Below are 25,810 nucleotides of genomic sequence, written 5' to 3'. Positions count from 1 at the left end.
ATGTCCTTCCCGCTCCTTACGGCGACGGCAGCGGTGCCGGCGGTCGGTGCGATCCTCACCGCCGCCGTGCCCGCGGCCCGCCGCACCACCGCCAAGTGGCTGGCGCTGGTCGTCTCCCTGGCCACCCTGGTGCTCGCCGGGGTCGTCTTCGCCCGCTTCGAGCCGGGCGGCGACCGCTACCAGCTGGTCGAGTCCCACTCCTGGATCCGGGACTTCGGCGTCCGGTACGAGCTCGGCGTCGACGGCATCGGGGTGGCGCTGATCGCGCTGACCGCGCTGCTGATCCCGTTCATCGTGCTGGCCGGCTGGCACGACGCCGACCCCCTGGAGACGCAGTCGAAGCGCTGGCGTCCGACCCAGGGCTTCTTCGCCCTGATCCTCATGGTCGAGGCGATGGTGATCCTCTCCTTCGAGGCCACCGACGTCTTCCTCTTCTACATCCTCTTCGAAGCCATGCTCATCCCGATGTACTTCCTCATCGGCGGCTTCGGCGACCGCGCGCACAGCGGCTCCGACGAGAACGCGGCGGCCCAGCGGTCGTACGCGGCGGTCAAGTTCCTGCTCTACAACCTGGTCGGCGGCCTCATCATGCTGGCTGCCGTCATCGGGCTCTACACGGTCGCGGGGAACTTCTCGCTCACCGAGATCGCCGAGGCCCGGGCCAACGGCTCGCTGGAGATGGCGGCCTCCACCGAGAAGTGGCTGTTCCTCGGCTTCTTCTTCGCCTTCGCGGTGAAGGCGCCGCTGTGGCCGCTGCACACCTGGCTGCCGAACGCGATGGGGGAGGCGACCGCCCCGGTCGCCGTCCTCATCACCGCGGTGGTCGACAAGGTCGGCACCTTCGCGATGCTCCGCTACTGCCTCGGGCTCTTCCCGGAGGCGTCGAAGTGGGCCACCCCGGCGATCGTCGTCCTCGCGCTCGTCAGCATCGTGTACGGCGCGCTGGTCGCCGTCGGCCAGCGGGACATGAAGCGGCTGGTCGCCTACGCGTCGATCTCCCACTTCGGCTTCATCATCCTGGGCATCTTCGCGATGACCAGCCAGGGCCAGTCGGGCGCCACGCTCTACATGGTCAACCACGGCATCTCCACCGCCGCCCTGATGCTGGTCGCCGGCTTCCTGATCTCCCGGCGCGGCTCGCGGCTCATGGGCGACTACGGCGGCGTGCAGAAGGTCGCGCCGGTCCTCGCCGGCACCTTCCTCGTCGGTGGTCTGGCGACGCTGTCGCTGCCCGGACTCGCGCCGTTCGTCAGCGAGTTCCTGGTCCTGGTCGGCACCTTCGCCCGCTATCCGGTGGCCGGGATCGTCGCCACCACCGGCATCGTCCTCGCCGCGCTGTACGTCCTCGTCCTCTACCAGCGGACGATGACGGGCCCGGTGAAGGAGGAGGTGCGGTCGATGCCCGACCTGCGACCGCGCGAGCTGGCCGTGGTCGCCCCGCTCATCGCCGTCCTGCTCTTCCTCGGCGTCTTCCCGAAGCCGCTGACCGACGTGGTCAACCCGGCCGTCCAGCACACGATGTCGGACGTCCAGCGGACCGACCCCCAGCCCGAAGTTCCCGTCCAGAACGTGGAGGCGGCCAAGTGAACGCCCTCGCTGTCCACAGCCTGTGGACGACGGCCGCCGAGCCGCTGAACAAGATCCCGGCACCCAAGATCGAGTACACCCAGCTCGCACCGGTGCTCATCGTGCTCGGCGCGGCGGTGGTCGGCGTCCTCGTCGAGGCCTTCGTGCCCCGCAGGGGCCGCTACCTCAGCCAGGTCTTCCTGTCGGTCCTGGCCCTCGCCGCCGCGTTCGCCGCCGTCGTCGGCCTCGCGGCCGGCGGCTACGGCACCACCAAGGCCGGCATCGCGGCCATGGGCGCCATCGCCGTCGACGGCCCCGCGCTGTTCCTCCAGGGCACGATCCTGCTCGCCTCGATCGTCGCCGTCTTCACCTTCGCCGAGCGCAGGCTCGACCCGGCCGACCACGGCCACAAGGTCGACTCCTTCGCCGCCGAGGCGGCCGCCGTCCCCGGCGGCGACCACGAGAAGGCCGCCGTCAAGGCGGGCTTCACCACCACCGAGGTCTTCCCGCTCGCGCTCTTCGCGATCGCCGGCATGCTGGTCTTCCCGGCCGCCAACGACCTCCTGACCCTGTTCATCGCCCTGGAGGTCTTCTCCCTCCCGCTGTACCTGCTCTGCGCCCTCGCCCGCCGCAAGCGGCTGATGTCGCAGGAGGCGGCCGTCAAGTACTTCCTGCTCGGCGCCTTCTCCTCGGCCTTCCTGCTCTTCGGGATCGCCCTGCTCTACGGCTACGCGGGCTCCGTCTCGTACGCCACGATCGCGGGCGTGGTCGACGGCTCGGTCGGCACGGTCAACCCGGCGCTCGCCGACACGATGGGCAACGACGTCCTCCTCCTGATCGGCTTCGCCCTCCTGCTGATGGGCCTGCTCTTCAAGGTCGGCGCCGTCCCGTTCCACATGTGGACCCCGGACGTCTACCAGGGCGCCCCGACCCCGGTGACCGGCTTCATGGCCGCCGCCACCAAGGTCGCCGCCTTCGGCGCGCTGCTCCGCCTGCTGTACGTGGTGCTGCCCGGCCTCACGTGGGACTGGCGCCCGGTCATGTGGGGCGTCGCGATCGTCACGATGCTGGGCGGCGCGGTCGTCGCGATCACCCAGACGGACATCAAGCGGCTGCTGGCGTACTCGTCGATCGCGCACGCGGGCTTCCTGCTCGCGGGCGTCATCGCCGCGACGCCCAGCGGCATCTCGTCCGTCCTCTTCTACCTGGGCGCCTACTCCTTCGTGACGATCGGTGCCTTCGCGGTCGTCACCCTGGTGCGGGACGCGGGCGGAGAGGCCACCCACCTCTCCAAGTGGGCCGGACTCGGCCGCCGTTCGCCGCTGGTCGCGGCGGTCTTCGCGGTCTTCCTCCTCGCCTTCGCCGGCATCCCGCTGACCTCCGGCTTCTCCGGGAAGTTCGCGGTCTTCAAGGCGGCGGCGGAGGGCGGCGCGGGCGCGCTGGTCGTGGTCGGCGTCCTCGCCTCCGCGGTGGCGGCCTTCTTCTACATCCGGGTGATTGTGCTGATGTTCTTCAGCGAGCCGAAGGCGGACGGCCCCACGGTCGCCGTGCCGTCGGTGCTGACCACCCTCACCATCACGGCGGGCGTGGTCGTCACCCTGGTCCTCGGCCTCGCGCCGCAGTACTTCCTGGACCTGGCGAGCCAGGCGAGCGTCTTCGTCCGCTGACCCGTCGAGGAGTGGGGCCCGGCTCGGGGGCGAGCCGGGCCCTTCCGCGTGCCGGGCGCCCTGCTCCGGGCAGGGCCCGCAGCGCACCCGCGGGTCGTACGGGGCGAAGACCCCGGACGGGTTCTCCTCGTAGATCCAGGCGTGCGGCGAGTAGACCTCCCCGAGGCCCGGGACCGGCTCCGGCCCGTCGAAGTCCCGCTCGAACCCGTCGGCGATCGCCTTCTCCTCGGAGCGGTACTTCTTCGTCGCCTCGTACGTCCGGTACAGGTCCGGACGCGGGAACCCGTGGTCCCCGCCGGCGACCGGGGCGACCGGCCCCGCGGAGGCGGCCGGCGCGGCGGCCCTCAGGGCCGGCGCGACGGAGGCGACGAGAGCGAACGAGTCCCTGAGGGCGCGGGGACGTGCGGACGTCACGGAGGTGCTCCTCCGGCAGGGGAAGGCACCGCACCTGCACCTGTGACGACGGCGGCCTCTCCCCGGGCCCACCGTGAGGAGCGTCGAACGCCCGCGTCCTCGGCGCACCCGGAACTGGACCGGGGGAGTGGACACGGGCGGTGAGCGGCCCCCTGACAGGCCCCGGTCCGCGTGGGATCGTGGACGGGCGAATGGTCTGTACCTGTTGGGGAGGGGATGCTCGTGCGCGGGACCACCGTCTTACCCGGGGTGCCTTGTGGCGAGGCTCGGGAGGGGGAGCCGCCGGTGCATCGGCTGGAGTTGCGGTTGCCGGACCAAGTGCCCTTCGCCGCCGGGGGGTTCGACGCCATGGGGCCCATGTCGCGGGCCGACTATCCGCACCGGCACACCTTCTACGAGATCGTGCACGTCGTGGAGGGGAGCGGGGTGCACGTGATCGACGCCGAGCGGTACGACGTGCGGCCGCCCCAGCTGGGGGTGATCCTGCCGGGGCAGGTGCACCGGTGGGAGGGGGTGCGGGGCCTTGAGGGGTCGCTCGTGCTGTTCACCCCCGAGTTCCTGGTGGGAGGGGTGGGCGACGAGGACCTGCTGCGGCGGCTCGGGGAGCGGCCCTGGGTGGATCTCGACGGGGCCGCGCACGAGCGGACCTCCTCGCTGATGGAGGAGCTCGCCGAGGAGTACCGGGGCGGCGACGACGGCTTCGCGGGGGTGCTGCGGTCGCTGCTGCACGTGCTGCTCGTGCGGGCCGCCCGGGTGCCGGGCGGGCGGCCCGTGGCCCCGCCGCAGGGGGTCGCCGGGGAGTTCCTGCGGATCGTGGCCGAGGTCGGGAGCGGCGGGGTGTCCGTGCGGGAGTGCGCCGGGCGGCTCGGAGTCAGCCCGGGGCACCTGAACGAGGTGGTGCGCGGCGGCACCGGGCGGACGCCCGCCGCGCTGCTGCGGGAGGCGCGGGTGCGGGAGGCGCAGCGGCTGCTGATCGCCACGTCGCTGTCCGTGCGGCAGGTCGCGGCGCGGGTGGGGTTCGAGGATCCGGCGTATTTCTGCCGGTTCTTCCGGCGGGAGGTCGGGACCAGTCCGGGGGGCTTTCGAAAACACCACGACCGCCCCGTTCCGTCCATCGAAGCGGACGCCGGGGGAACCTAGGTTCGTGCCGATCCCAGACCCCACCTGAGGAGCCAGGCACATGGACAGCGAGAGCAACACCGGTACCGGGCACGTCTCACGGAAGGCCGTGCTGCGCGCCGCGCTCGCGGCCGGCATGGCCGCGCCCGCGGTTCTCATGGGCGTCCCCGCGCTCGCCCGCACCCTCACCGACGGCGGCACGCCGCTCGACCTCACGCCGGAGTGCGACGACGGCGACGACCTGACCCTGCCGCAGATGGAGGGCCCCTACTTCAAGCCCAACTCGCCGCTGCGCAGCAGCCTCCCGGACGGCGCGGGAACCCGGCTGACCGTCAGCGGCTACGTGTTCGGGCGCGCCTGCCGGCCCGTGTCCGGGGTGCTGCTCGACTTCTGGCAGGCCGACAACAACGGGGCCTACGACAACACCGGCTTCAAGTTCCGCGGCCACCAGTTCACCGGCGCGGACGGGTCGTTCAAGCTCACCACCATCGTCCCCGGGCTCTACCCGGGCCGGACCCGCCACCTCCACGTGAAGGTGCAGGCGCCGGGGCGGCCGATCCTCACGACCCAGCTGTACTTCCCGAACGAGCCCCGGAACAACACCGACACGATCTTCGACCCGCGGCTCCTGATGACCGTGCGGGACGCGGGCGGGGGCCGCGAGGCCGCCTTCGACTTCGTCATCGACGTGCCGCAGAACCCGGGGCCGACGCCCACCGCCACGTCCACCACGACCCCGCCCGGCGGCACCTGGGCCGCCGGACGGGCGTACGCGGCGGGCGACCGGGTCACGTACGGCGGCGTGGGCTACGTCTGTCTCCAGGCCCACACCGCCATCACGGGCTGGGAGCCGCCGAACGTCCCCGCGCTCTGGCGGGTGGGCTAGGGCCTGTCCGACCCTTCCCGTCGGGTCCGGCCCTAGACCGCGGGGGCGATCCGGCCCCGGACCTCGCCCAGGCCGACCCGGGTGCCGTCCGGGCCGGGTGCCCACGCGGTGAGGACGACCTCGTCGCCGTCCTCCAGGAACGTCCGCTTGCCGCCGGCCAGGTCGATGGCGTCGCGGCCGTTCCAGGTCAGCTCCAGGAGCGAGCCGCGCTGGTTCACCTCGGGGCCGGAGACCGTGCCGGAGCCGTACAGGTCGCCGGTCCGCAGGGAGGCGCCGTTCACCGTCATGTGCGCGAGCTGCTGCGCGGCCGTCCAGTACATGGTGGAGAACGGCGGCTCGGCCACCGTCTCGCCGTTGATCTCGACCGTGATCCGCACGTCGAAGCCGCCGGGCTCCTCCTCCGCCGCGTCGTCCAGGTACGGCAGGAGGGGGAAGTCCCGGGCCGGCGGCGCGGTCCGGGCCGCGTCCAGGGCCTCCAGGGGCGTCACCCACGCGGAGACCGAGGTCTGGAAGGACTTGCCGAGGAACGGGCCCAGCGGCACGTACTCCCACGCCTGGACGTCCCGCGCCGACCAGTCGTTCAGCAGCGTCAGGCCGAAGACGTGGTCGCGGAAGGAGCCGAGCGGCACCGGGGTGCCCAGCTCCGAGGGGGTGCCGACGAGGAAGCCGACCTCCGCCTCGATGTCCAGCTTCACCGACGGGCCGAAGACCGGCGCCGCGTCGGAGGGGGCCTTCCGCTGGCCCGAGGGGCGCACCACGTCCGTCCCGGAGACGACGACCGTGCCCGCGCGCCCGTGGTAACCGATCGGCAGGTGCTTCCAGTTGGGCGTGAGCGGCTCGCCGTCGGGGCGGAAGATGTGGCCCACGTTGGTGGCGTGGTGCTCGCTGGCGTAGAAGTCGACGTAGTCCGCGACCTCGTACGGCAGGTGCAGCGTCACCGCGTCCAGCGGGTGCAGCAGCGGCTCGACGTCGGCGCGGTGGGCCGGGACCGTCAGCCAGGCCGTCAGCGCGCGCCGGACGTCCCGCCAGGCGGTCCGCCCGGCGGCGAGCAGCGGGTTCAGGCTCGGCTGCGCGAGCAGGGAGGCGTACGGGGAGCCCAGCGCGTGCGCCGCGGCCCCCGCGTCCAGTACGTACCCGCCGATGCGGACGCCGAGCCGACGGCGGCCGGGCTCGTCGCTCGTGGAGAAGACGCCGTACGGGAGGTTGTGCGGGCCGAAGGGGTCGCCCTCGGCCAGGTCGAGCGGGCTGTGCTCGGACATCGGTACGTGCCTCGCTTTCGCAGGATCGGTGAGGGACACGTTACGGGGCGGGCCGTCGGGCACGGATGACATGGATCACAGAGAAACCCGCCGGGAAGAGAGCAACTGTCCGGGTGCGGACGGTTTGTGCCGCCGGGCCTGCCCGTACCGCCTCCGAGCTGCGGAAACGGGCCCTGCCCCAGGGCCCCTGCGGGACCTACGATCACGGTGGTGTCGCCCCCGCGTGAGTACTCCGCGGGCGCGCGCCCCTTTCTCTCTTCCCTTCCCTGACCAGGAAAAGGCCCGCACGTGAAGATCCGCCGCATCCTGGCGACCGCCGTCGCCGCCGCCGTCACCACGCCCGTCGTGCTCCTCTCCGCCGGGCCCGCCTTCGCGGACACCCCGAAGCCGGCCACGTCGAAGGGCGCCGCCGCCCAGCAGGACGACCTGGACGGCCCCGACTTCGAGGAGCTGGAGAGGCTGGAGGCCGCCTACGCGGCCGCCGAGCAGAAGGTCGAGGACCTGAAGGCAGAGCGGGAGCAGGTGAAGAACGACCTCCTTGCCGGCAACCTCGGCAAGGAGGTGGTGGAGGAACTGGCCGCCGCCGAGAAGGCCGTCGCCGACGCCAAGACGGCCAGGACCGCTGCCGAGGCCGTGCTCACCGCCGCCAAGGAAGCCCTGACGGCGATCGAGGCCGACGCCGCCGCCACGCCGGAGCAGAAGACCGCCGCCGCGGAAGCCGTCACCACCGCGGAGGCGGAGGTCGCGGAGGCCGTCACCGCCGCCACCGCCGCCGATGAGCGCCTGGCCCGGGCGACCACGGCGTGGAACAACGCCCGGGTCGCGCTCGCCCAGAAGGGCAGCCTGCTCGCCGAGGACATCAAGGCCGCCGAGCAGGAGCTCGCCGCCGCCGAGGCCGCGGTGGACGCGTTCTGGGAGGACAAGGGCGATTTCGAGGAGTGCGTCGAGGACGGCGCCGTCCGTTCCACGCTCACCGGGCCCAAGACCATCACCATCGGTTCCAGCGCGAACTTCTCGCTCACGGTGAAGAACACCTCGGACCGGGACCTCGACTCGGTCCGCTCCTACCTCTTCGCCGCGCAGCTGCCCGAGTCCTGGGAGGACATCGACGAGGAGCACCCGGACCTCGACCGGTACTTCGACATCGAATGGAAGACCGCGGCCAACCCGAAGTGGACCGAGCTGGACTTCCAGGACGACGCCATCGAGCTGGGCGCCATCGGCAAGGGCGGCAAGGTCGACGTCACCCTGCGCCTGACGGTGGACGAGGACGCGCCGGCGGGCGAGGGCATCGCCTTCACCACCGGTGAGTACGAGAACGAGGACGGCTCCTGCGGCATCAGCGAGCAGTACGCGGAGGTCGAGTTCGACATCGTCGAGCCGGGCGCGGAGCCGGAGCCGGAGCCGGAGGAGACCGCGTCGCCGTCCCCGTCCCCGTCGACCTCCGCGCCGGCCCCCGCCGCGACCTCGGGCCACACCCCGCAGGGCGGTTCCTCGCACATCCCGGTGGCCACCGGCGGTGAGCTGGCCGCGACCGGTTCCTCCGACGTCCTGCCGCAGGTGGCGGCCGCCGCCGGTGCCGCCCTCGTGCTCGGCGCGGGCGCGGTGTTCGTCGCCCGTCGCCGCAAGGTGAACGCCTGACCGTCACCGTGATCCCCCGTACGGCCCGGGTTCAGCCCGCCGTGCGGGGGATCCGCTTTTCCCAGGTGCGGTGGAAGACGACCTCGCCGTCCTCCCGGCAGACGACCTCGTCGGAGGTGTGGAAGGCGTCCGCGTCGCAGGTGATCTCGGAGCGGGTCTCGACGCGGACGTCCCAGGCGATTGCCGGGCGGTGGAGGCGGATGGTCCACTCGGAGCGGGTGCGGGCGGAGAGCGGGTCGTCCTCGGCGATCGTGTAGGTCTCGACGGCGTCCTCGGTGAACTCCAGGCCGTCCGGGTACACGCGGGTGCCGCCGTACTTCGGGTCGACCTGGAGGGTCCACTCGCCCTTGGCGACGTCGCGCAGGACGAGGCGTTCGGGGCGGGTCCCCTCCAGGGTGTCGGGGGACGACACGCCGAGCGGCGGGGACTGTTCGGGTGCTTCGAAGGTCACGGAGTCGTCCGTGTGGGCGCGGACCGGAAGGGTGAGGGAGGAGCCGGCCGGGTCGAGGGTGAAGCCGGCCGCGTCGGGCTGCGGCCAGATCCACGGCCAGTAGGCGGAGGAGACGGCGAGCCGGACGCGGTGGCCGGGCGGGAAGGTGTGCCCGATGCCGTTCAGGTCGAGGTCGTACGTCTCCCACTCGCCGGTCTGCGCGTCGACGGCCCGGTCGCGGCCGTAGCGGGCGGAGAGGTTGAGCGCGCCGCGGGTGACCAGGGTGGAGGAGCCGTCGGGGGCGATGTCGCAGAGCCGGGCGACGATCTGGCCGGTGGGCGCGGGCGTCATCAGGTGGAGGCGGATGCCGGGGCGGCCCAGGATCTCGATCGGGGCGCCGTCCGGGGGGACGGCGAAGTCGAAGCAGGCCGAGTGGGCGTCCTCGTCGCGCTGGTCGGGGGGCAGGTCGGCGTCGTTGCCGAAGGGGAAGAAGCGGCCCGCGTCGATGCCGGTCTGCTGCGGTGAGTCGACGACGACGTGCTCGCCCTGGAAGGCGTACCGGACGGGGGTGACGTGCGGGGACGGCCAGGACGGGTCGGCGACCCAGCGGCCGGGCAGCTCCTCGTAGACGGTGGCCGGCGGGTGCGACTCGCTGATCCAGGTGCGGAGCAGCGGCTCGCCCATGACGTCGTCGGCGGTGCCCTTGAGGTGGTGGTCCCACCAGCGGAGGGTCTCCTGGAGGAAGCCGATGGCGGGGCCGGGCGGCAGGCCGCGGTCGGGGTACTGGTGGGACCAGGGGCCGATGATGCCGCGGAAGCGGTCCTGGGGGAGGTGTTCGGCGAGGCGCAGGACGGTGTCGCGGTAGGGGTCGTGCCAGCCGCCGACGGCGAGGACGGCGCACCGGATGGCCGCGTAGTCCTCGCAGACGCTGCCGTGCTTCCAGTAGTCGTCCCGGGTCTGGTGGGAGAGCCAGGTGTGGATGAAGGGTTCGACGGACTCCAGGCGGCTCAGCCACCGCTCGCGCCATTCCTCGCCCGCGTACCGGGGGTCGGGCGGGCGGCAGACGAAGGCGAGCATGGTGGCGGCCCAGGCGTGCATGTCGACGCCGAGGACGGAGCCGCCCATGTAGTGGACGTCGTTGTCGTAGCGGTCGTCGGTGGAGCAGACGGTGACGATCGCCTTGAGGGGTTCGGGGGCGAGGGCGGCGATCTGGAGGCTGTTGAAGCCGCCCCAGGAGATGCCGAACATGCCGACCTTGCCGGTGCACCAGGGCTGCTCGGCGAGCCAGTGGACGACGGCGACGCCGTCGGCGAGCTCGGTGGCGTCGTACTCGTCGCCGGGCAGGCCCTCGCTGTTGCCGTGGCCGCGGACGTCGACCCGTACGGAGGCGTAGCCGTGGCCCGCGTACCAGGGGTGGCGCTGCCAGTCGCGGGGCGCCGTCCAGTCGGTGAGCCGGTAGGGGAGGTACTCCAGGAGGGCGGGGACGGGCTCCTCGGTGAGGGGCCGCCACACGCGCGCGTACAGGAGGGTGCCGTCCGGCATCGGGATGCGGACGTCCTCGTGCCGGGTCTCGTACGGGAACTCGGTACGGATCTTCGTCATCGGGTCACCTCAGTGGACGGGGTGCATCGTGCGGCGCAGCCAGGGGGCCAGGGCCATCACGCCGAGGCCGGCGGCGACGGCGATGGCGCCGTTGACGCCGAAGTAGGCGGGCTTGGAGACGTCGTCGTAGAGCTTCACGGTCTGTGCCTGGATGCCGTTGGCGAGGGCGAGGGAGAGGAACCAGAGCGACATGGTCTGGCTGGAGAACGCCTTGGGGGCGAGCTTGCTGGTGGCGGACATGCCGGAGGTCTCCAGGAGCACGTCGCCGAGGCCGAGCAGCAGGTAGGAGCCGACGATCCACCAGGCGGCCATCTGGTAGGTGTCGTCGGCGTGGCCCGAGGTCGGCAGGACCATGAGGAGGAAGGAGAGGCCGCCGAGGATCACGCCGAGGGCGATCTTGTTGGAGGCGTGCGGCTGCCGGTGGCCCATCCGGGCCCAGACGGCGGCCACCACGGGGGCCAGGGCGACCTCGAAGGCGCCGAGGGCGGAGGCGTACCAGCTGGCCGGGAAGTCGAATCCGAGGATGGTCGTGCGGGCGTTGGTGGAGGCCAGCAGGATCATCGTCGAGTACGCCTGGAAGAGGATGAAGTTGAACACGACCGAGGCCAGGAACAGCACGACGTATGGCTTGAGGCGGCCGCGCTCCTCCGGGGTGACCCGGGGGCTGGTGAACATCACCCAGAAGTAGACGACCGGGGCGATCACCGAGATCACGGTCAGCACGTCCACGAAGCGGTCCATGGTGAGCCAGCCGGCGAGCGCGAGGGCGGTGGCGGCGGCCGCCACGACGACCACGCCGAGGACCATCAGCCGGACGGCCCGCCGCATCGCGTCGGGGGCCAGCGCGAACTCGGCGGAGTGCCTGCGCCCGGCCAGGTGACGGCGTCCCGCGACGTACTGGATCAGGCCGAAGGTCATGCCGATGGCGGCGGCGGAGAAGCCCCAGTGGTAGCCCTGGTGGTCGGCGAGCCAGCCGGTGACGAGCGGTCCGGCGAAGGCGCCGATGTTGATCGCCATGTAGTAGAGGGCGAAGCCGGCGTCGCGGCGGTCGTCGTCGGTCCGGTAGAGCTTGCCGACCATGGTGGCGACGTTCGGCTTGAGCAGGCCGGTGCCGGCGCTGATCAGGCCGAGGCCGACCCAGGTCATGGCGGCGGTGGGGACCGCCATGGCGTAGTGGCCGCAGGCGATGAGGATGCCGCCCCACAGGACCGCCCGGTAGGAGCCGAGGATGCGGTCGGCGAGCCAGCCGCCGGCCACCGACACCAGGTAGACGAGGGTGCCGTAGGCGGCGGAGACGGACGCGGCGGTGCCGGAGGCCATGCCGAGCCCGCCGTCCGACACGCTCGCGGCGAAGTACAGGACGAGGATGGCCTGCATGCCGAGGAACGAGAACCGCTCCCAGACCTCCAGGCCGGAGAGCGCGAGCAGGCCGCGCGGGTGGCCCAGGAAGGCGCGGTCGTCCTCGGGGGGCGGCTGCTCCCCCTCCGGGTCCGTGTCGATCGCTGTTCGGGACAATTGACGCACTCCATGTCGTATCAGCTGATCACGAACATACCGGGGGTGACGGGAAGGCGCCCACGGTGATCGAAACGTGACCGGATACGCTGGCTTGAGTGAATCCGGGCAACACATCGACCATCCGTGTGACCACGAACACCGTGTGATCACCGCCCCTACCGTGTGATCGTCACCATGTGATCGTCAGCAGGCGTCAGCAGACAGGAGACCCCCTCGTGACCGTCGTCGGGCCGTTCGGTCTTAGCGTGCGGGACCAGGCTCTTGAGGCCGATGTCCAGACCGGGTTGGCGGCCGTCGAGGCCGGCCTCCTCGACGCCACCAAGAGCGATGTCCCCTTCATCACCGAGGCCGCGCAGCACCTGGTGCTCGCCGGCGGCAAGCGGTTCCGGCCGCTGCTCGTGATGCTCGCCGCCCAGTTCGGCGACCCCTACGCGCCGGGCGTGGTGCCCGCCGCCGTCGTGGTCGAGCTCACCCATCTGGCCACGCTCTACCACGACGACGTCATGGACGAGGCGGCCGTGCGCCGGGGCGTGCCCAGCGCCAACAGCCGCTGGGGCAACTCGCTCGCCGTCCTCACGGGTGACTTCCTCTTCGCCCGCGCCTCGCACACCCTTGCGGACCTCGGCCCCGAGGCCGTTCGGATCCAGGCCGAGGCGTTCGAGCGGCTCGTCACCGGCCAGATCCTGGAGACCGCCGGTCCCGTGGACGGCCGCGACCCCGTCGACCACTACCTCGACGTGCTCGGCGGCAAGACGGGCTCCCTGGTCGCCGTCTCCTGCCGTTTCGGCGCGATGATGTCCGGCGCCGACGAGTCCGTCGTCGACATCCTCACCCAGTACGGCGAGCGGCTCGGCGTCGCCTTCCAGCTGGCCGACGACGTCCTCGACATCGCCTCCGAGGGCCACGAGTCCGGCAAGACCCCCGGCACCGACCTCCGCGAGGGCGTCCCCACCCTCCCGGTCCTGCGCCTGCGGGCCGCCGCGGCCGCCCACGGCCGCGCCGAGGACCTGGAGCTGGTCGCCCTGGTCGACGGCGACCTCACCGACGACGCCCGGCACGCCGAGGTGCTCCGCCGGCTGCGCGTCCACCCCGCCCTGGAACAGGCCCGCCGCGACACCGTGCGGTACGCGGAGGAGGCCAGGGCCATGCTGGCGCCGCTGCCCGAGGGCTACGCGAAGTCGGCCCTCCAGGAGCTGTGCGACGCGGTCGTGCACCGCGCGGGCTGACCGCGACGGGGCCGCCCGGCCGACCCCTCCGGGGCACGGCCCTAGGGGTGGGTCATCCCGGAGTTGTACGCGAGGTTGAGCCCGGGGGCTGACGATTCCGGGTCGGCGCCCTGGTGTGATGGGTACATCGACCAGGGGCCCACACGGCCCGCGGAGGGCACGGAGGGATCGCAGATCATGGCAGCACAGCGAAAGACGAGCCGGTACGTCGTCCCGATCGCGGTGGCCGGCATCGCCGCCGCGACCATCGGACTGGTCCCGGCGCTCGCCGCGTCCGGTGACCCGGACCTGCCCGAGATCACCGCGCAGCAGCTCATCGAGAAGATCGCCGCCTCGGACACCCAGACCCTGTCCGGCACCTTCAAGATCTCCACCGACCTCGGTCTGCCGGCCTTCGACGGCCTGCTCGGCGGGCTCGCCGGCGGCGGTTCCGGGGACGGCTCCGGCGAGGGGTCCGCCGACCCGTCCGCCCAGCTCACCAAGCTGGTCTCCGGCACCCACACGCTGAAGATCGCCGCCGACGGCCCCGAGCGCCAGAAGCTGACGCTGCTCGACGGCGACGAGCGGTACAGCCTGGTCCACAACGGCGACGAGGTGTGGGCGTACGACTCCGCGTCGAACCAGGTCTTCCACGAGAAGGGCGCCGAGGAGGCCGGCCGGGCCCCCGAGAAGGAGCTCCCGGCCTCGCCGAAGGCGCTCGCCGACGAGGTCCTGAAGGCCGCCGGCGACACCACCTCGATCACGGTCGGCGGCACGGCGAACGTCGCGGGCCGCGACGCGTACCGCCTGGTGATCGCGCCGAAGCAGCAGGGCTCCACGGTCGAGGCGGTCACGATCGCGGTCGACGCGGCCACCGGCACCCCGCTGAAGTTCACCCTCGACTCCACGAGCGGCGGCAAGCCGGTCGTCGACGCGGGCTTCACCAAGGTCGACTTCGCCCGGCCGGCCGCCTCGGAGTTCGACTTCACCGTCCCGAAGGGCGCGGAGGTCACCGAGGGCGACCAGCTGGAGAAGGACCACGCGGGCAAGGCCCCCGAGGACCTGGAGAAGGCCCTCGGCGACTTCGGTCTCGGCGGCGCCGGGCAGAACGGCCCGGAGGTCGTCGGGGAGGGCTGGACGGCCATCGCGACGTTCGACACCGGCGCGGCCGCCCCGAAGACGGAGGACGCGCCGAAGGAGGCGCGCGGCTTCCTGGACGCGCTCGGCGACGAGGTGAGCGGGAAGTTCGGCTCCGGCACCGTCTTCAAGACCAAGATCGTCAACGCGCTGATGACGGACGACGGCAAGGTCTACGTCGGCGCGGTGACGCCGCAGGCGCTGGTGGACGCGGCCAACGCGGCCCAGTAGCAGGAGAGTTGGTAGCCCGGGTGGGTCGGGAGCAGGTCACCGACCCACCCGGGTGGTTTTTGGGCCCCGAGCGGCCCGCGCGGTCCGTGCGGGCCGCAGGGTCCTCGGGGCGCCGGGGGCGCGCGGGCCCCGAGGCCCGCGGAGCCCCTACGGGAACGTGAGCTTGAACCCGTTGATGTAGCCGGTGTCGGCGGACGCGGTGTCCTGGGCGCGCAGCTTCCAGACGCCGTTGGCGACCTCGCTGGAGGCGTTCACGGTGAAGGTCTGCTGGATGTTGTCGGCGCTGCCGTTGGAGTTGTAGTCCTTGAGGAGGAAGGCGGTGCCGTCGGGGGCGACCAGCTCCAGCCTCACGTCGCCGCGGTAGGTGTGGCGGACGTCGACGGTGGCGGCGAGGGCCGAGGGGGCGTTGCCGGTGACGCCGCTGACGGCGAGCGGGGAGTCGGCGGTGGCGTTGTCGCGGATCTGGTAGTCGTCGGTGTTCTCGAACTTCTTGCCGGTGGGCGGCGGGGTGGTGCCGCCGGTGCCGGTGTGGAGGAGCTTGTTGGGGGAGCCGGTGCGGGCGTCGGTGACCTTGTCGGGCGTGGCGTCGGCGACCAGCTTGTCGCGGACCTGGGCCGGGGTCCAGGTCGGGTTGGCGGCGAGCAGCAGGGCGGCCGCGCCCGCGACGTGCGGAGCGGCCATGGAGGTGCCGCTCATCGTCTGGGAGGCGGTGTCGCCGGAGTTCGAGGTGGAGACGATGCTGTCGCCGGGGGCGAAGATGTCGAGGCAGGTGCCGTAGTTGGAGCCCTGTCCGTTGGACCAGCCGCTGGCTCGGGCGTCGCGGCTGTTGGTGGCGCCGACGGTGATGGCCGACGGGGTGGAGGACGGGGAGTAGGAGCAGGAGTCGGCGTTGTTGTTGCCGGCCGCGACGACCCAGGTGACGCCGGAGGCTATGGAGGCCGCGACCGCGTCGTTCACGGACTGGGTCTTCCCGCCGCCGATGCTCATGTTGGCCACGGCGGGCTTGACCGCGTTCTTGGTGACCCAGTCGATGCCCGCGAGGGCCGGGGCCCAGGTGTCGCCCGAGGTGCCCTGGCAGTTCAGGACGCGGACGCCGATGAGCTTGACGCCCTTGGCGACGCCGTAGGAGCCGCCTCCGACGGTGCCCGCGACGTGGGTGCCGTGTCCCTGGCAGTCGGAGGCGTTGGAGTCGTTGTCGATGAAGTCGTAGCCGCTGACGGCACGGCTGCCGAAGTCGCGGTGGCTCATGCGGATGCCGGTGTCCACGATGTACGCGTTCACGTTGGAGGCGGTGGTCCCGTAGGTGTAGCTCTTGTCCAGGGGAAGGCTGCGCTGGTCGACGCGGTCCAGGCCCCAGGAGGGCGGCGAGGGCTGGGTGTCGACCGCGTACGCCACGCCGTCGGCCTCCACGCGGGCCACGCTGGGCTCGGCGGCCAGCTCCTGGGCCCTGCTCTCCGTCATGCGGACGGCGAAGCCGCGCAGGGCGGCGGTGTAGGTGTAGCGCAGGCTGCCCGCGTGGCGCTCGGCCACGGCGCGGGCGGCGGCGGGCACGTCGGCCGAGGTGACGGAGCCCTTGAAGGTGACGATGTAGGAGCCTTCGACCGCGCCGGGTCGGTCCGCGCCGACGATGCGGTTCTCCCCGCCGCTCGGCGGTGAAGGCGCGGCCGTGGCCGCGGCGGTCGCTGAGGCCACGGCGAGCAAGGCGGCACTGGTGCTGATGGCGAGCAGGCGCCGGAGGGCGCGAGCGTCGAACTCCATGACTGCTTCCTTCGTGGGAGGTGTCCGGACCCGGCTCGATGTCCGGAGGGCGGCATCCGTCCCGCCGGTGGCTCCGGGCGCGCGCTCCGTCAGGTGGGAGAGGGCGCGCCCGGAGGGTTGCCGAAGGCCGTCCGGGACGGCGGTCCGGGTGGGGACCGTGACGATCCGGGGGCCGAAGGCGGTCGTGCGGGCGCCTCTGGTGGCGGCGCCGGGGACGGCGGGACGAGGTGACGTCGGCGTACGGAGCGGGCTCCGCGACGCACGGATCCGGTCACGCCGTACGACTGCGTGGGGTGCTGCCTCCCCGTGCCGCCGGCGGTTGGGGACCGTGGTGGACGGGGCCGGCGCGACCGGACCGCCCAGAGCTTCGATCAGCCGGGAGGAGGCCGGCAATGCGTAGCGCTACCCAAAGAGTGGGGACGGGGCGTCACCGCCCGCCGTCCGGCGCAGACCGTGGCGGCCCGGCGGCATTCTCTGGGTGGTCGCCCCCTATTGCGACGGCGGGCCCGCTGCCGGTAGACCACCTGCGGGTAGACCCGGCTGCCCGAAGGACGCCGTGACCACGCCCGCCCCGCGACGCGTGGAGTCCGGTCCCCAGGGGCCTCCACGACGTTCGGCGGAGCGCCCGGGCGCGTGACCGGCGAGAAAGGCGGAGCCGTGGAGAGACGTCCCTTCGATGCGCCCCACGGCGAAGTGCGCCCCGAGGGCCCCGGGTTCGTCGGCCGCAGCGAGCAGGCGCGGCGGCTGCGGGCGGCTCTGCGCGCGGGGCCCTGTGTCGTCGTCGTGCGCGGGGAGGCCGGGGCCGGGACGTCGCGGCTCGTGGACGAGGTCCTCGGCGGGGCGGAGTTCGCGGAGTGGACGCAGCTCCGCGGGAGGTGCCCGGACGGCGCGGACCCGCTGCCCCTCGAAGCCGTCACCTCGGCCTTGGCCCAACTCCCCCACCGCCCCGGCCCGGCCGACCGGATGCCGCCGGTCACCGGAGTCGTGGGGCTCGTCGTGCCCGAGCTGGCCGACCGGCTGCCGGACCCGCCCGCGTCCGCCGCGGACCCGGAGGTACGTCGGGGGCTGCTGCCCCGTGCGGTCGGGGCGCTGCTCGCCTCGCTCGGCGACACCGTGCTGGTCCTGGAGGAGGTCCACCTCGCCGACCCCGAGACGCTCCGGCTGCTCGACCGGCTGCCGGACGCCCTGCCCGCCGGGCTGCGGCTGGTCGTCACCGAGGACGCCGCCACCGGGTCGCCGGTCCTCGGCTTCCGCACCCCGGCGGCGGCGCGGTGCGAGGAGATCCGCGTACGGCCCTGGGTGCCGGAGGAGACGGAGCGGTACGTCCGCCTGTGGGCGGCGGGATGCCCGCGGGTGCGACCGGAGGACCTGCCGGAGCTCGCGGCGCTCGTGCACGAGCTGTCGGGTGGACTGCCCGGAGCCGCGGGTGCTCTCCTCGACGACGCCGGGGAGCTGCTGTCGGCCGACGGGGAGGGCGGCACGGGAGCGCACGCGGCGCTCGCCGCCGTACGGGACGCGGGGGTGCCGCGGCGGGTGGCTCGGGATTTCGCCCGACGATGCGCGCACCTCGCGGAGGACGCGTGGCGGATCGTCGAGGCGGCGGCGGTGCTCGACCGGCCGGCTCCCGTCAGCGTCCTCGCCGAGCTGGCGGAGTGTCCCCCCGAGCCGGCCGAAGCGGCGGTGGACGCGTGCGTACGGCGGTCCGTGCTGCGCGCCGAGGGGGCGTCGCTGGCCTTCCGGCACCCGCTGGACCAGCGGGCCGCGCTGGCGCGGGTGCCGGGACCGCGGGCGGCGCGGCTCAGCCTGCGTGCGGCCCGCATCCTGCACCGCGCGGGTGACGGTCCGGTGCCGCTGGTCGACCTCGCCCGGCTGTACGCGGCCGCCGGACACGTCCGCGAGGGCCTGCGGTGCCTGGTGGTGGCCGCCGACCGCGCGGCGGCCACCGGCGACTACGCCACCGCCACCCGCCTGTACACCCGGGCCGTCGTCGAGGACCCCCGGGCGGAGGGACGGGTGCGCACCGCCGCGAAACTGGCCCGCACCGCCCAACTGGCGCGGGCCGGCGAGCAGGTGGTCGCCGCCGTGCGCACGGTCCTCGACGAGGACGACCCGCCGCCGCACCTGCGCGGCGAGATCCGCCTGCACCTCAGCGTGGTCCTGCGCAACCAGACCGGAGGGGCGCTGGACAGCCTCGAAGAGGTCGCCCGCGCCATTCCCGACCTCGAGGCGTCCGATCCGCAGACCGCCGCACGGGCCATGGCGGTCGCCGCCATCCCCTCCATCCAGGGCTGGCCCGTCGACCGGCACCGGCACTGGCTGGACCGCGGCGAGAGGCTCACGGAGCAGGTCACCGACCCGGTCGCCCGGGCCGCCATCGCCGCGAACCGGGCCACCGCCCTGATGCTCGTGGGCGACCCGCGCGCCTGGCACGCCGCGGAGGCGCTGCGCGGCCCGGCCGGATCCGCGATGGAGGCCGCGCACCACGCCCGGGGCTGGACCAACCTGGCGCACGCGGCCAGCGCGCTCGGACACGGCACGCGGGCGCGGGACGACCTCGACCGGGCCGTCGCCGGGCTCGCCGACAGCAGCAGCCCGTACCTGGAAGGGCTCGTCGAAACCGCCCGACTGGTCCTCGCCTGGCACGGCGGCCGCTGGGACGGTCTGCACGCGGCCGCCGACCGCACCACCCGGCTCTACGAGGAGATACCCGACCTGACCGCCGAGGCGATGCTCGTACGCGGACTGGCCTCGCTCCACGTACTCGGCGACGTCCCCCGGGCCCGCCACGACCTCGCGCAGGCCGCACGCACCGCCTGCTACGACACGGGCTTCATCCTCACCTCGTCGGCCGCGGCCACCGCCCGGGTTCACCTGGAGGCGGGGCGCCCCGGGCAGGCGTGCGAGGCCGTGGAGGGCGTACTGGGCCGGATCGAACGGACCCGGGGCTGGGTGTGGGCGAGCGAGTTGCTGCCCGTCGCGGTGGAGGCCCTCCACGGCAGCGGCCACACGGCGCGGGCCCGGCGGCTCGTCGCCGACTTCGCCGGGGGGTCCGCGGACGCCGACGCCCCCGCCGCCCGCGCGGCGCTCACCGCGTGCAGGGCGCTGCTCGCGGAGGCCGCGGGCCGGACCCACGACGCCCTCGCCCTGCTGACGGCCACGGAGGAGCAGTGGCGCCTGCTCGACCGCCCGCTCGACGCCGCCCGCGCCGCGGAGGCCCGTGGCCGGTGTCTGCTCGACCTGCACGGAGAGGCTGCGGCCCAGGGGGTCCAGGACGTCGTCGAGGTCTACCGGCACCTGGGCGCCCGCTGGGACGTCGCCCGCTGCCAACGACTGCTGCGCCGCCACGCCATCGTCACCACCCACCGCCGGGGCCGCCTGGGTTACGGCGACCGGCTGTCCCCGCGCGAGGAGGAGGTGGCCCGTCTCGTCGTCCAGGGCCGCGCCAACCGGGACATCGCCGAGAGCCTCGTGCTGTCCACCCGCACCGTGGAGCACCACGTGGCCCGCATCATGCGGAAACAGCACGCCGCGTCGAGGGGCGACATCTCCCTGCAGTGAGGGAGGTAACTGCCCCGGACCGGGGCAGCCGCGCGACCGCGCCGCCCCTTGTCCGGGTGGCCGTCCGTCGATCGCGATGCGGCGGAGTCCGTGACGGGGGCGATCGGACGGGACGATACTGGCAAGGGCGGCGTGCCGAATCCGCGAGGGCCCCACAACGGGGCAGCGGGCGGGGCGTGCCTTCGTCGACGCCTCGGAGGGAGCCGTTCATGACCACGGCGAAAGACCTGTTCATCATCGCGATGGACTCTCGGCAGGAGCAGGCCGTCGGACAGGGGGACCTGTCGCTCGCGCTCGCGGGTGCCGAGCTGATCGACCTCCTCAGGGCCAGGGGTCTCACCCTGGAGGGCGATGTCCTCGTGCCGGGCGGGGTCTCGGCCCCTGACGACCGGCTTCTCGGCGAGGCCGGCGCCCGGATCGTCCGCCAGACGCCGTACGAGCGCGTCGAGGACTGGCTGTGGCGCAGGGGCAAGGACCTCGCGGCCACGTACCAGACCGCGCTGGAGGAGGACGGCGAGCTGACTCCGAAGTCCTCCGGCCGCCTGTCGTTCGGCGCGCGACGCGTGGAAGCGGTCGACACTCCGGCCCGTCACGAGGCCGTCGACCGCTGGGAGCGGCGGGAACCCGTCCTGACGGCCCTCGCCTCGGTCGTCGGCATCGGCGGCGAACCGTCCGACGAGGAACCGGGGCTCGACGACGACGCGGCCACGGCCGTGGTCGCCGCCGTCCACGACGCGGTCATGGAGCTGGAGGCCGTCCGCCAGCGGCGGACCATCGAGAACGCGGCCTTCGCGAACCTGTGGCGCGGGCCGTGACCCAGGCCGATCCGCACCCACCGGCCCGCGACCGGACGGTCCACCGGAGCCCGCCGGAGTTTGCCGGAGTCCGCCGGTGGGAGCACTCGTCACTCGTCAGGTTGTCGTCCGGCGACTCGGGTCCGGACAGCCATGGGAGCCGCCCGGAAGCCGTACCACGTCCAGGAGCGGTTCCGCGCCCCGGGTGATCTCGAAGACGAAGTCTGCTCCGCGAGATCCACAAGCCGATCCTGCCCTCACACGATCGGACCCGGTGAACCGTTCCGGTCACAGCATCAGGACCTGCCCGCCGAGCCCCCCGCGGGGGTGCGTGCACCGGCGAGGAAGGCCACGAGTCCGGTGTCGAAGTCCATGGCGGAGGAGACGAACAGGACGGTCCGGTCGGGTGCGACGTACGCCTTGCCGCCGCCGCGCCCGGTCTGTACGACGCACACGCCCGCGCCGTCCGCCAGCTCGACGACCTTCGCCCCCGCGCCCGGTGCGAGGCCGAGGAACGCCTTGCCGACCTCGGTCAGTCGTTCCGTACCGGCCCTCGGCGGTGGGGGCGGAGGAGGCAGGTCGGTCACGCGCGCCTTCAGGTCCCGGGGCCTGCAGCCGCACCCGCCGGGCGGCCAGGCGCGCGAACTCGCCGTTCCCTGCTCGGGGAAGCACGCCTCCTCGTTGCTGTGCACGTGGATCTGCCCCACGCAGGGCGGCCCGCCCAACGCCGGCTGCCGGCACACGACCTCGCGCCCGCAGTACGCACACCGCATGACTTCTCCTCGCCCCTCGGTCGCTCCCACGCCCGCCCCTCAGCTCGCCTCGATACCGCGGGCCGCGAAGGTCTCCCACTTGCCCGGTGCGACCAGCGTGCCGTCGTCCACGGCGGTGACGCGCTTCAGGTTCGGCAACAGCGCCAGGTCGTCCAGGGAGCGGATGTCGAAGAGGTCGTCCTCGCCGTCCCACGCCGGGGCGCACTGCCGGTAGATCTCCTGGCCGGCGTCGAAGCAGAGCGTGTCGACCCCGGCCAGGAGCTCATCGCCGATCACCAGTTCCTCGAAGAAGGTGCGCGACTCGTCCAGGACCTCGTCGTCGATGTCGTTCTCCAGCACGTACACCGCGGGTATGTCGATGCCCCGCTCCCGCATGCGGGCATCGAGATCGAAGGCAGGCGTGAGGAGATCCTGCCGGTACATGAGCACGTCGATCACGACAAGCTTGAGGTTGAAGTCCCTGAATGCGGCCATGCGGCAGACCTATCACGCGGCTCTGACACCGCCGACGGCACGACCGGCGCCCGCCGTTCAGGCGCCGGCCCACCATGACGGCGCACCCAGTGGCCGAGGCCGGTCGCAGGGCAGCGAGCGCGTCGCCCCTCCCGCACGATCCTGTGCAAGGCAGGGCCTTGCCGGTGCTTCGCCGCCAGACGCCCATCTGGATGCCGTGACCGCGTCCTTGAGTGGTGGATCATGGCCGGGTGACACGCCGTCATGAACTCACCTATGACGAGGGGGATTTACCCGCCCGGCGAGGTCCGGCCATGACGACCGGAGGGGCTTCTCGCTGGACGACACCGCGGCGGACCTGCGCGAGAATGAGCCCGACATGGACCAGATCCGTGCTGACCTCACCGCCGTGACCGGCATCGCGGCACTCACCGACGTGGCCGACCCGATGCCGTTTCACCTGCCGTTCCCGTTGTCGCGGGAGGTCACACGGGCGCACCTAGGGGGATCAGTATGGCGACGATCACGGTGGACGTGGCAGTACCCGACGCGCTGCGGCCGGTCGTCGATGTGGCCGCCGTGCCGACGGGTCTCGGTGACGCGGGGTCGGCGTGGCTGGTGCTGTCCGGGGACGGGCGGCTCGCGCGGTGGACACCGACGACCGGCGAGGTGCGGGACGTGGCCCGGTATCGGGAGGAGAGGCCGGCGTCCGAGTACGGTGGCGGCGTTCGACTGCGGCTTCATGTCTCTCGATGTGGCCGTTGGGCGGCGGTGGTCCAGGACCGCGGTCGGTACGGCACCGTCGTCGATCTCAGCACCGGTGCGACGGCGTTGAAGTTGGACGGCGGGGACTACTGCTGTGAGACCGTCCCGTTCGCGTTGGCGTTCGCCGAGCACGGTGGCCGGCCGGTGGTGATCCATCGCACGGACTGGAACCGGTTGGACGTCACCGACCTCGCGTCCGGCAAGGTGCTCACGGCGCGGGACAGCCCGGATGGAGACAAGGAGGACGCGGAGCACTACCTCGACTACTTCCACGGCGCGCTGTCCCTGAGCCCTGACGGGACCCGTGTCCACGACGGCGGTTGGGTGTGGCAGCCGTGGGGGATGCCGGCGGTGTGGAGCCTGACCGCCTGGCTGCGCGACAACCCGTACGAGTCCGAGGACGGGCCCAGCTACGCGGTGTATCCCGAGGTGTCGGAGTGGAACTGGCCGGCGGTGTGGATCGACGACGGGCGGATCGCGGTGTACGACCGGGACGAGGCCGGCAGCGGTACCGTCCACGTCCTCGACCCCACTTCGATCGAACCGCGCTCGCCGGCCGTCCGATCGATCGAGGCGGTCGCGACGTTCCCCTGGCCCGTCGGCCCTGTCGGCTTCTTCACCGACGGAAAGCATCTGCTGATCGCCGACGAGGCCGGTCTGCACGGCGTCGACATCACCAGCGGACAGCGGGTGTTCGCGATCGACGGCTTCCGCCCGGCGCGTCAGGATCGACGTACCGGCACGCTGATCGAGGTCGGCGGCGCCCATGCCCGGCTGTGGACGCCGCCGGAGTGGACCGCGCGCGCCGGCTGAGCTGCCGTCTCCCGCAGGGTGGCGGGCGGGAGAGCATCCGTGAGTCCACGCGGGAAGGGCGCGAACCCTCCTCTCGCGAGGGCGAGCACGGCGGCCGACCGCCGGCCACCACCGACCACGTGCCGCGCACCGTGCCGCGGCGCCGCGCGAGCGGCGAGTCCGCGTCCGTACGGGGAGCGGTCTTTCGTCGCGTTCACCTCATCCACTACCAGAGGGAAGCATGTCGCTTTTCGTTTACCGGGTCACCAAGTACGACCCTGCCGAGCGCGACGAGCACGGCAGCTACATCGGCGAGGAGGACACGACCAGCGACCACGGGCCGGTCGAGGCTGCGTATCTGCAGGCGATTGCCGCGTTCGCCGAGGACAGCGGCATCGGTCATCTGGCCATTCGGGAGCCGGGAATCTCCGACCTTGCGTGCTTCGGTCAAGAGCCGGAGGTCGATGGCCACGGCCTTGCCGGGCTGTTCCCACCCGATCTCAGCGGGTTCCACGACGGGGCGGAGGTGCCCCTCTCCGTCGGTCTGGAGCTGGTCAGGATCATGCTCCGCGGCAACGGCGCCTGGTGCCGGCTGGCGAGGGAGGACACGTTCGTCGTGCAGGTCGGCTGGGACCAGTACGTCTATGTCAGCAGCGACAGGCCCTGCGAAGGTGCCGTCGCCCGCACCCGGGCGCTCGGCCTCTTCCCGGAGCGGCTGGACGCGTCGCCGTACGACGCGGGCTTCGACGAGCCCGACGTGCAGCGGCCCGCCGACGAGGACTTCTGGGACCTTCTTCATCGGTCCGTCGCCATGGGGGACGCCGCGATACTGGAGGAGGGATACCTCCACAACGTCTCCCGCCGGCACCGCCTCACCGAGGACACCCTCGACGCCGTACGCGCCCGGCTCGCCCCACGCGCGCAGTTGACCGTCTGGCCCGACCTGTCCCCGGACGTCGGGGCGGTCCTCGCCTCGCTTCCCGACGAGGGGCCGGTGGAGTTCGTTTGGGAGGACCGGAACGGGGCCATCTCCAGCGCGCTGGTCCACGAGTCCGAGTACCGGGAACTCGCCACCCGGGTGGCGGGGGCCCGTGCCGCCGCGGCCCTGTCCTTGGCCGCCGACGAACGCCACCCGCTGTTCACCGCGGTCCTGCCCGACAGCGACGGCGTCCTGCGTGCCCGGTGGCGAACCGAACCGACGCCGAGTGACCGGAACTGGGCCTTCATGAAGACTCTCCGCCGGGGGCAGATCCGCACCGGCACGGTGACGGAGATCGCCACCTTCGGCGTGACCTTCGTGGACATCGGCGGCTTCACCGCGATGATCAACGTTCCCGAGCTGTCGTGGCGCCACTTCGACCACCCTTCCGATGTCGTCACCGTCGGACAGGAGATCCTGACCGAGGTCCTCGACGTCGACATGATGCGGGAGAGGGTGTCCCTGTCGTTGAAGGCGTTGCAGGCGGACCCCATGGTCCCCCTCGCGCACCGGGTCGGCGAGGTCGTGACCGGCACCGTCACGAAAGTCGTACCGATCGGCGTCTTCGTCCGCGTCGAGGACCGCGAGGACGGCTTCGAGGGACTCGTGCCCACCACCGAACTGTGCGAGGACACCGTCGACCACCCCGAAACCCTGGTCCGGGTCGGTGACCCTCTCCTGGTGAGGATCCTCGACGTCGACCCCAGCCGACGACGCATCGCGCTCTCCCACCTGCAGGCCCTGCGGCACGAAGAGCCTTGACCAGCCCGGGTCCCGCACGACCCTGCGGTGGGGAACCGCCTCACGACCAGACGAGCCGGCCTTCGGCGACCTCACAGACCGGGGACTTTCCCTCGGCGATCCTCGTCAGCGTCTCCGCCACGGAGTCGAAGTACCGGGCCATCGACGCGTACTCGCCGGTGACCGTGACCTCACCCACGAACCAGCGGCCGACACGCCCGTCCCGCACATCGATGAACTTGCCACTCCAGCCGTCCTGGTCCGACAGGAACGGGATCCACTCATTGCGCCAGAACGGATGGTCCGGCTGGTCCGGCGGGTCGAATCCACCGGGCACGGAGCGGTTCGCGTAGAGCTTCTCCATCGCCCGGACGCCCAGAAAGAAACTTCCCTCATCCGGGAACCCGTCGAAGCCGCAGCATGCCACGTCGTCGTCGACATCCTCCTCAGGAAGATCCAGATTGTTCTGCAACAGCCACGTCCGGAAAACCTCGCAGGATGCTACTTCGAGCGTGCCTCCCC

The 25,810-nt window shown here is 72.6% G+C and carries 18 protein-coding genes; 11 read left to right on the top strand and 7 right to left on the bottom strand.

The window, feature by feature from the left end; translation table 11 throughout:
- The 4 genes from IE321_RS23200 (at window position 1) to IE321_RS23185 (ending at window position 5,652) form a co-directional block, all read left to right on the top strand.
- On the top strand, window positions 1-1,587 hold the full coding sequence (locus IE321_RS23200) for an NADH-quinone oxidoreductase subunit M (protein WP_190224384.1): 1,587 nt from the start codon (window positions 1-3) through the stop codon (window positions 1,585-1,587).
- A complete protein-coding gene (gene nuoN / locus IE321_RS23195) occupies window positions 1,584-3,233 on the top strand; it encodes an NADH-quinone oxidoreductase subunit NuoN (protein WP_190224383.1) in 1,650 nt (549 codons plus the stop codon). Before IE321_RS23200 ends, nuoN begins: the two co-directional genes overlap by 4 nt.
- A gap of 636 nt (window positions 3,234-3,869) precedes the next feature.
- The gene (locus IE321_RS23190) at window positions 3,870-4,787 is read left to right on the top strand and encodes a helix-turn-helix domain-containing protein (protein ID WP_043227831.1); all 918 of its coding nucleotides are present in this window, start codon (window positions 3,870-3,872) and stop codon (window positions 4,785-4,787) included.
- A 40-nt stretch (window positions 4,788-4,827) separates the two neighbouring features.
- Window positions 4,828-5,652 (top strand): dioxygenase family protein, encoded by an 825-nt coding sequence (locus IE321_RS23185; protein WP_043227765.1) that lies wholly within the window; start codon window positions 4,828-4,830, stop codon window positions 5,650-5,652.
- Between the two features lie 32 nt (window positions 5,653-5,684).
- Here IE321_RS23185 and fahA read toward each other — a convergent pair whose 3' ends face one another.
- Window positions 5,685-6,911 carry a fumarylacetoacetase gene (gene fahA / locus IE321_RS23180; protein WP_190224382.1) on the bottom strand — a complete coding sequence of 409 codons (1,227 nt, stop codon included), beginning with the start codon at window positions 6,909-6,911 and terminating at the stop codon, window positions 5,685-5,687.
- A gap of 288 nt (window positions 6,912-7,199) precedes the next feature.
- Between fahA and IE321_RS23175 the strand changes: the two genes are divergently transcribed.
- Window positions 7,200-8,552 (top strand): COG1470 family protein, encoded by a 1,353-nt coding sequence (locus tag IE321_RS23175; RefSeq protein ID WP_190224381.1) that lies wholly within the window; start codon window positions 7,200-7,202, stop codon window positions 8,550-8,552.
- Window positions 8,553-8,583: 31 nt separating this feature from the next.
- Here the strand turns inward: IE321_RS23175 and IE321_RS23170 are convergent, their stop codons facing one another.
- Together IE321_RS23170 and IE321_RS23165 are read right to left on the bottom strand one after the other, a co-directional pair.
- Window positions 8,584-10,584, bottom strand: a complete 2,001-nt coding sequence (locus IE321_RS23170) for a CocE/NonD family hydrolase (RefSeq protein ID WP_190224380.1) — start codon at window positions 10,582-10,584, stop codon at window positions 8,584-8,586.
- 9 nt (window positions 10,585-10,593) lie between these two features.
- The gene (locus tag IE321_RS23165; protein ID WP_190224379.1) at window positions 10,594-12,099 is read right to left on the bottom strand and encodes a peptide MFS transporter; all 1,506 of its coding nucleotides are present in this window, start codon (window positions 12,097-12,099) and stop codon (window positions 10,594-10,596) included.
- A 218-nt stretch (window positions 12,100-12,317) separates the two neighbouring features.
- Here IE321_RS23165 and IE321_RS23160 point away from each other — a divergent pair, with 218 nt between their 5' ends.
- Together IE321_RS23160 and IE321_RS23155 are read left to right on the top strand one after the other, a co-directional pair.
- Window positions 12,318-13,328 carry a polyprenyl synthetase family protein gene (locus IE321_RS23160; protein WP_043227758.1) on the top strand — a complete coding sequence of 337 codons (1,011 nt, stop codon included), beginning with the start codon at window positions 12,318-12,320 and terminating at the stop codon, window positions 13,326-13,328.
- A 177-nt stretch (window positions 13,329-13,505) separates the two neighbouring features.
- On the top strand, window positions 13,506-14,675 hold the full coding sequence (locus IE321_RS23155; RefSeq protein ID WP_190224378.1) for a LolA family protein: 1,170 nt from the start codon (window positions 13,506-13,508) through the stop codon (window positions 14,673-14,675).
- Between the two features lie 147 nt (window positions 14,676-14,822).
- On the opposite strand, the gene IE321_RS23150 is transcribed toward IE321_RS23155, so the two are convergent.
- On the bottom strand, window positions 14,823-16,433 hold the full coding sequence (locus IE321_RS23150; RefSeq protein ID WP_190224377.1) for a S8 family peptidase: 1,611 nt from the start codon (window positions 16,431-16,433) through the stop codon (window positions 14,823-14,825).
- A gap of 657 nt (window positions 16,434-17,090) precedes the next feature.
- Between IE321_RS23150 and IE321_RS42885 the strand changes: the two genes are divergently transcribed.
- Together IE321_RS42885 and IE321_RS23140 are read left to right on the top strand one after the other, a co-directional pair.
- Entirely contained in the window at window positions 17,091-19,991 is a 2,901-nt protein-coding gene (locus tag IE321_RS42885; RefSeq protein WP_190224376.1) for an ATP-binding protein, read from the top strand.
- A 209-nt stretch (window positions 19,992-20,200) separates the two neighbouring features.
- Window positions 20,201-20,806, top strand: coding sequence for a GOLPH3/VPS74 family protein (locus IE321_RS23140; protein WP_190224375.1), 606 nt, complete (start codon window positions 20,201-20,203; stop codon window positions 20,804-20,806).
- Between the two features lie 275 nt (window positions 20,807-21,081).
- On the opposite strand, the gene IE321_RS42180 is transcribed toward IE321_RS23140, so the two are convergent.
- Window positions 21,082-21,558 (bottom strand): hypothetical protein, encoded by a 477-nt coding sequence (locus IE321_RS42180; RefSeq protein WP_229916510.1) that lies wholly within the window; start codon window positions 21,556-21,558, stop codon window positions 21,082-21,084.
- Window positions 21,559-21,597: 39 nt separating this feature from the next.
- Window positions 21,598-22,032 (bottom strand): DUF6892 domain-containing protein, encoded by a 435-nt coding sequence (locus IE321_RS23130; RefSeq protein WP_190224374.1) that lies wholly within the window; start codon window positions 22,030-22,032, stop codon window positions 21,598-21,600.
- A gap of 492 nt (window positions 22,033-22,524) precedes the next feature.
- Here IE321_RS23130 and IE321_RS23125 point away from each other — a divergent pair, with 492 nt between their 5' ends.
- Window positions 22,525-23,589, top strand: coding sequence for a hypothetical protein (locus IE321_RS23125; protein ID WP_190224373.1), 1,065 nt, complete (start codon window positions 22,525-22,527; stop codon window positions 23,587-23,589).
- 220 nt (window positions 23,590-23,809) lie between these two features.
- On the top strand, window positions 23,810-25,309 hold the full coding sequence (locus tag IE321_RS23120; protein WP_190224372.1) for a S1 RNA-binding domain-containing protein: 1,500 nt from the start codon (window positions 23,810-23,812) through the stop codon (window positions 25,307-25,309).
- A 40-nt stretch (window positions 25,310-25,349) separates the two neighbouring features.
- On the opposite strand, the gene IE321_RS23115 is transcribed toward IE321_RS23120, so the two are convergent.
- On the bottom strand, window positions 25,350-25,760 hold the full coding sequence (locus tag IE321_RS23115; RefSeq protein WP_229916512.1) for a ferritin family protein: 411 nt from the start codon (window positions 25,758-25,760) through the stop codon (window positions 25,350-25,352).
- Between the last annotated feature and the right edge of the window lie 50 nt (window positions 25,761-25,810).

The organism is Streptomyces hydrogenans, assembly GCF_014656075.1.
Lineage (GTDB): Bacteria > Actinomycetota > Actinomycetes > Streptomycetales > Streptomycetaceae > Streptomyces > Streptomyces hydrogenans.
This window is presented reverse-complemented; position numbering and strand designations above follow the sequence as displayed.

Coding starts and splice junctions, on each gene's coding strand:
- IE321_RS23200 (WP_190224384.1), top strand. CDS start 1: ATGTCCTTCCCGCTCCTTACGGCGACGGCAGCGGTGCCGGCGGTCGGT.
- IE321_RS23185 (WP_043227765.1), top strand. CDS start 4,828: ATGGACAGCGAGAGCAACACCGGTACCGGGCACGTCTCACGGAAGGCC.
- fahA (WP_190224382.1), bottom strand. CDS start 6,911: ATGTCCGAGCACAGCCCGCTCGACCTGGCCGAGGGCGACCCCTTCGGC.
- IE321_RS23170 (WP_190224380.1), bottom strand. CDS start 10,584: ATGACGAAGATCCGTACCGAGTTCCCGTACGAGACCCGGCACGAGGAC.
- IE321_RS23155 (WP_190224378.1), top strand. CDS start 13,506: ATGGCAGCACAGCGAAAGACGAGCCGGTACGTCGTCCCGATCGCGGTG.
- IE321_RS23150 (WP_190224377.1), bottom strand. CDS start 16,433: ATGGAGTTCGACGCTCGCGCCCTCCGGCGCCTGCTCGCCATCAGCACC.
- IE321_RS23140 (WP_190224375.1), top strand. CDS start 20,201: ATGACCACGGCGAAAGACCTGTTCATCATCGCGATGGACTCTCGGCAG.
- IE321_RS42180 (WP_229916510.1), bottom strand. CDS start 21,558: ATGCGGTGTGCGTACTGCGGGCGCGAGGTCGTGTGCCGGCAGCCGGCG.
- IE321_RS23130 (WP_190224374.1), bottom strand. CDS start 22,032: ATGGCCGCATTCAGGGACTTCAACCTCAAGCTTGTCGTGATCGACGTG.
- IE321_RS23125 (WP_190224373.1), top strand. CDS start 22,525: ATGGCGACGATCACGGTGGACGTGGCAGTACCCGACGCGCTGCGGCCG.
- IE321_RS23120 (WP_190224372.1), top strand. CDS start 23,810: ATGTCGCTTTTCGTTTACCGGGTCACCAAGTACGACCCTGCCGAGCGC.